The following is a 4,489-nucleotide window of genomic DNA, read 5'->3' as shown; positions in this document are numbered from 1 at the left end:
TGTTTTTGTTCTCCTTGAATATTTAATTCCCCAATTCCCTATCTTTTATTTAATTAAAGATGGAGGAGTGAGGAGAGTTTGGCTGTTTAAATTTTTTGAACCTATTTTTTTGAACTATTTTTGTGTAAGCCGTTCACCCTAATATTTTTAACTGGTTGAGACGGCTTTTAATAATGCGTCTTTATCATCTTTGGGAATGTCTGCGGGTTCTATCTTGAGTTGTTGCAGTTTCATTTCCAGCCATCGCTCAAACAACTCTTCCCGTAGCTTTTGGGCTATATCTTCGTCTAAAACAGCGGGTAAAATTTGTTCTATTTGAAAGATACACCAACGTTTGCCCATAGCGATCGGACCAATTATCTCTTTTGGAGTTGCTGTGTCCAGGGCAGTCTTGATTTCTTGCCTAATTTTTTCACGATGCAGTACATCTCGCTTCACCAGCACTTTCTGCTCGGAATTTAAGGGGTATTCCCGCGCGATTTGCTCAAATGTTTTTCCTGCCTCGATTTGATCTTTCAGATCGTAAGCCAAGCTTTCTTCCTTGATAACAATGTAGTACAAATCGCTTTGTTCAAGGTCTTGTTGTCGTTCCTTAAAATAAGCCTGTTTCTCTGACTCAAATAGTTGATCTTTGAGATTTTCAAGTTTCAAGCTGATTGTGAGTTGATTTTCAAAGGTTGGGTAATCAATCCCCTGAATTTTCAACCACTGTGCAAAACTTTCAGGATCGGTTAATCCGCTTCTCAGTCGGAAATTGATCGCTGCTTGTGCCAAGTCAGAAACAGTGACTCTCAACTCTTCTCGTGTCTGAATTTCTTGATATATCACTTGGTAGCGCAAACATTCCTGAACAAAAGGTTGTAAACGACCGAATAATTGTAAATATCCGAAGACTTGCCCCAAGGAGATAGGTTGCCCGTCTACATTCAAAAAGCAGATAGCATCGAAGTCTGTCATTCGGTTTCACGCAATTTACTCAAAAGTATGTTCATAGGTTATTACATAATTATTTGTAATATCTGCGAAATTCTATATTAGATTGACAGTATCATGGTCATCAGTAAAAATCAATGTTGTACTTAACATTACTTAGAATTGATGGTTAAATCATGCTCCTAGCTTGATCAAGCCCGTACTTAAGTAGGTAGATTGATCAAGCCTGTACTTAAGTAAGTAGGCGTTGAAATTTATCGTTGTAGCAAGGCAAAAGGCAAAAAGCAATAGGAGGAAGACTTTCAGGGATTTTACATTTTGTAACATACATCGAGTTTTTCAAGCCGACTTACTTACGTGTTGCCCGAAAACTCTAATCAAAGCTAACTGTTCTATTGATGACAAGTTAAACCTGTAAGCAGGGGATGCTGAATAGATGTAAAACTGAGATACAGCAGTTTACATAGTTAGGAGGTACAACATCTAAATTCAAACCTATACACAAAGCCTGTTTTACTCCTGACTCCTGACTCCTGACTCCTGACTCCTGTTGTAAATCATTCAAAATACCCCATAATAGCCACTCTTAAGAATTAGTAATTTTTTTTCTTCAACTCTGTAGTCAAAACCAACATCATACAACAAGTGATCTAGTTTTGTTTGATTAAATTTTACAAAATTAATAATTTCTTGTGGATAAGCAAACATTTCTAGAAAAATTAGCAACTGATTGACATCTATTCCAGAAAAATAAATGGTATCATTTCTCTGTTTATTCGCTATACAGATAGTTTGGCAATTTTTCAATTCAGGAATAAGAATTTTATGAATATAAATATCTTGACAGTCAATATGTGCAGAACAACATATTTTTGCTACAATATCTTCAAATTCTTGTTGAGGATTAAAAAAGAAATAAAAGTTTCTTAAAGTAATTTCCTGATCTGTAATTTCATAAGAAATCCCAGAAGATACTGTACTGCCTGGATTACCGATATACATATTAATCGTTTCTATTTGGTGAGAATCAGATAATAAATACTCATTTATATCAATAGAAAACATGAAATAAGGCAGGTTATCTAGAATTCTAAGACGACAATTCAAATATGGTTTAAGTACCTCTAAAACTCTTGTTATTGATACTTCTCTTTCCCGTCTTTTATAGTCATAGAAATAAAATTCCCATATTAGTTTGTTATTCAGCCATTTGATACCCCAAACAGTACGAAATAATCCTAATGATGCTCTAAGTGATGCTACTATTTCAAATGCTTGTGAGTCTAATTTTGCTAATTGAAATGAATGCAAAAGTAAGTTTACTGAGCGGAATTTGTTTTCCACTGAAGCCACTGGTTGATATGACCATAGGCAATAGTTAAAATACCTATCTTGAGGAGTTGTATATTCAAAGTAAGGCTGAGACATTCTTAAACCTGTCCATAATATAAATTTAGGATGTACAATAGCTGAGTGAAGTCAGCCGAATCAAACTAACATTATCCATGCCGTCCTTCAACTCCATAGTAAACATTGAAAAAATCTAAGCCATTCCGGTGTATACCACCAGCGATATGTCCAAATAGCTTATTTTTAATCTCATTGTAAAACTTAATAAACAAATTATCTGAGATTGAATAATAGCTACATATTTTCATGAGTACATGATGTAAGTCTTTTACTTGAAGCTGTGCATCATAAATATTCAAATCGTAGGATTTTCTTTGATTATTATCTTCTGTGATTTCAAGATATTTTATGCAATCATCACCAACTTGATTAACAGCAATTTCGAGAATATTTTTCACAATATCAAAAGCTTCTAGATACATATCACCCTGATAAATTTCCGCAAGTCGCTGCAAAATCTCCTGTACAGTGATAGATGGATGCCAAAGGTATCGCGTTATAAAGTGTTTTTCTGGGTTTAAAGCATCCCATTTTAAGCCTAAATGTAATAGTATAGGAGAGTCATCATCAGAATTTTTCTGATCTGATGCCTTCAGAGGCATTCCCATTTCCAAATAAATCTTGTACAGATATGTAGTTTGGTTTTCTTCAAATCCAAAGTGTACAAATTTTGCCTTCGTGATATTTTCTGCTGTCGCTGCTATAAAATCACTAGGCATATCCAGAAAATGGCAAATTTTTATAATGGTTTCCTCTGGATTTTGTTTGATATTTTTTTTGTTGACAGTTAATAAAAAACGATTGGGAAGTAATGCTTGATGACAAATTCTCGCTGAGTGTTCATAACCATAGGGTATTTTGAGATTATTTACAAGTTTTAAAAGTAAGTTGTATTTTTGAAAACTTAAATTTTGACTTGAATTTTCAAGATTCATGTTCACACCATCCTAAATACTTACAAAATTTATTTTTCTTATTTCGGGTCTTCATTAGATATTCTTCTGCTAAATATTGTTCACAAAAACTGTGAAACCATGACTAGAAAGTTTAACTAATATAGGACTCCTATTTGATTTTTGAACAAAACTCTGTATACCTTAATTCATTCTTCTCTATTCCCTATTCCCTTTTTCCTACCTCTACGAGTAAATGCAGAAACCAAACCGGATTTCTATAGTTTGGCATAACAGGTACTGAATAACCCTTATTTCTTAACTGGAGATTGTACAGGTAAGGGAGTGAGAATATCAGCTTCCCAACCATATTTTTTGATATAAGCTGTGTTTAAACCCAAGCATTGATGAGAACTACATTGTTCTTTGTGAATACATTGATAAAATCCATTCTGCATAAATTCATTCCAGAAAGATGGATCAATAAAAAGTTGTGGCTGATCATTATTTAATGCGAATCGTTGTTCACCTAGTAAACACTCAGGGAAATTTTTTACTTCTATACTACGGCCTCTTTCATAAGCTAGAGCGATCGCTTCTTTCAAAAAAGGTAGTATTTCCAGATAGGGTACAATCAGGTCTTTATCATCATTTTCACTCATCGGCCAATAGTTCCAAAAGTCCATCTGCACTAAGCGTTTCAAGTGTCCCAAACGTTCTACCACTTTTGGCAAATGACGATAACTACGTTTAGTAATTACAGTATTAGTAAGAGCAACAACTCCAGGGTAGGTATCCAAATTTTCTAAACCACGCACAGTCTTTTCAAAAGAACCTCGTACCCCTGTAATCGCATCATGCTGTTCCGAATCCGCTGCTGTCACACTGACAAAATATTCATCTATACCAGCTTCTACCAACTCCTGACAATACTTCTCATCTGCTAAACGCATTCCATGAGTTTGAATACGAACATGATTAAACCCACTATTTCGAGCCATCCGTGATAAATTAGGCAAATCCTGACGGAGGGTAATTTCCGAGCCTGTAAAAATTATCCCCTGCCACCGTTTATGTTGCTCGTTATATTTCAACATTTCCTGAAACCGTTCCATTGATTCAGGTTGTAGTCGATCCATTGTGTCCTCAATCATGCAATGTTCGCATTTGAGGTTGCACCGAAAGTGCATCGTAAATTCTACATATTGACTATGATTAAAATATCCCATAAATCAAGTAATTTATATTTATTA

4 protein-coding genes are annotated in these 4,489 nt (G+C 34.6%); all 4 read right to left on the bottom strand.

From position 1 onward, the window contains the following. Window positions 1-147 precede the first annotated feature (147 nt). The 4 genes from ACLLO5_RS15865 to ACLLO5_RS15850 all read right to left on the bottom strand — a co-directional run bounded on the left by ACLLO5_RS15865 (window position 148) and on the right by ACLLO5_RS15850 (window position 4,426). On the bottom strand, window positions 148-957 hold the full coding sequence (locus tag ACLLO5_RS15865) for a peptidylprolyl isomerase (protein WP_413171469.1): 810 nt from the start codon (window positions 955-957) through the stop codon (window positions 148-150). Window positions 958-1,494: 537 nt separating this feature from the next. Next, window positions 1,495-2,361, bottom strand: a complete 867-nt coding sequence (locus ACLLO5_RS15860; RefSeq protein WP_413171468.1) for a hypothetical protein — start codon at window positions 2,359-2,361, stop codon at window positions 1,495-1,497. Window positions 2,362-2,432: 71 nt separating this feature from the next. Further along, window positions 2,433-3,278 (bottom strand): hypothetical protein, encoded by an 846-nt coding sequence (locus ACLLO5_RS15855; RefSeq protein WP_413171467.1) that lies wholly within the window; start codon window positions 3,276-3,278, stop codon window positions 2,433-2,435. Between the two features lie 269 nt (window positions 3,279-3,547). Next, entirely contained in the window at window positions 3,548-4,426 is an 879-nt protein-coding gene (locus tag ACLLO5_RS15850) for a radical SAM protein (protein ID WP_413176104.1), read from the bottom strand. Window positions 4,427-4,489: the final 63 nt, after the last annotated feature.

It is taken from the genome of Anabaena azotica SJ-1 (genome assembly GCF_047275885.1).
Taxonomy (GTDB): domain Bacteria; phylum Cyanobacteriota; class Cyanobacteriia; order Cyanobacteriales; family Nostocaceae; genus Trichormus_B; species Trichormus_B azotica_A.
The sequence above is the reverse complement of the archived record's forward strand: the minus strand, read 5'-3'. Positions and strand labels throughout refer to the sequence as shown.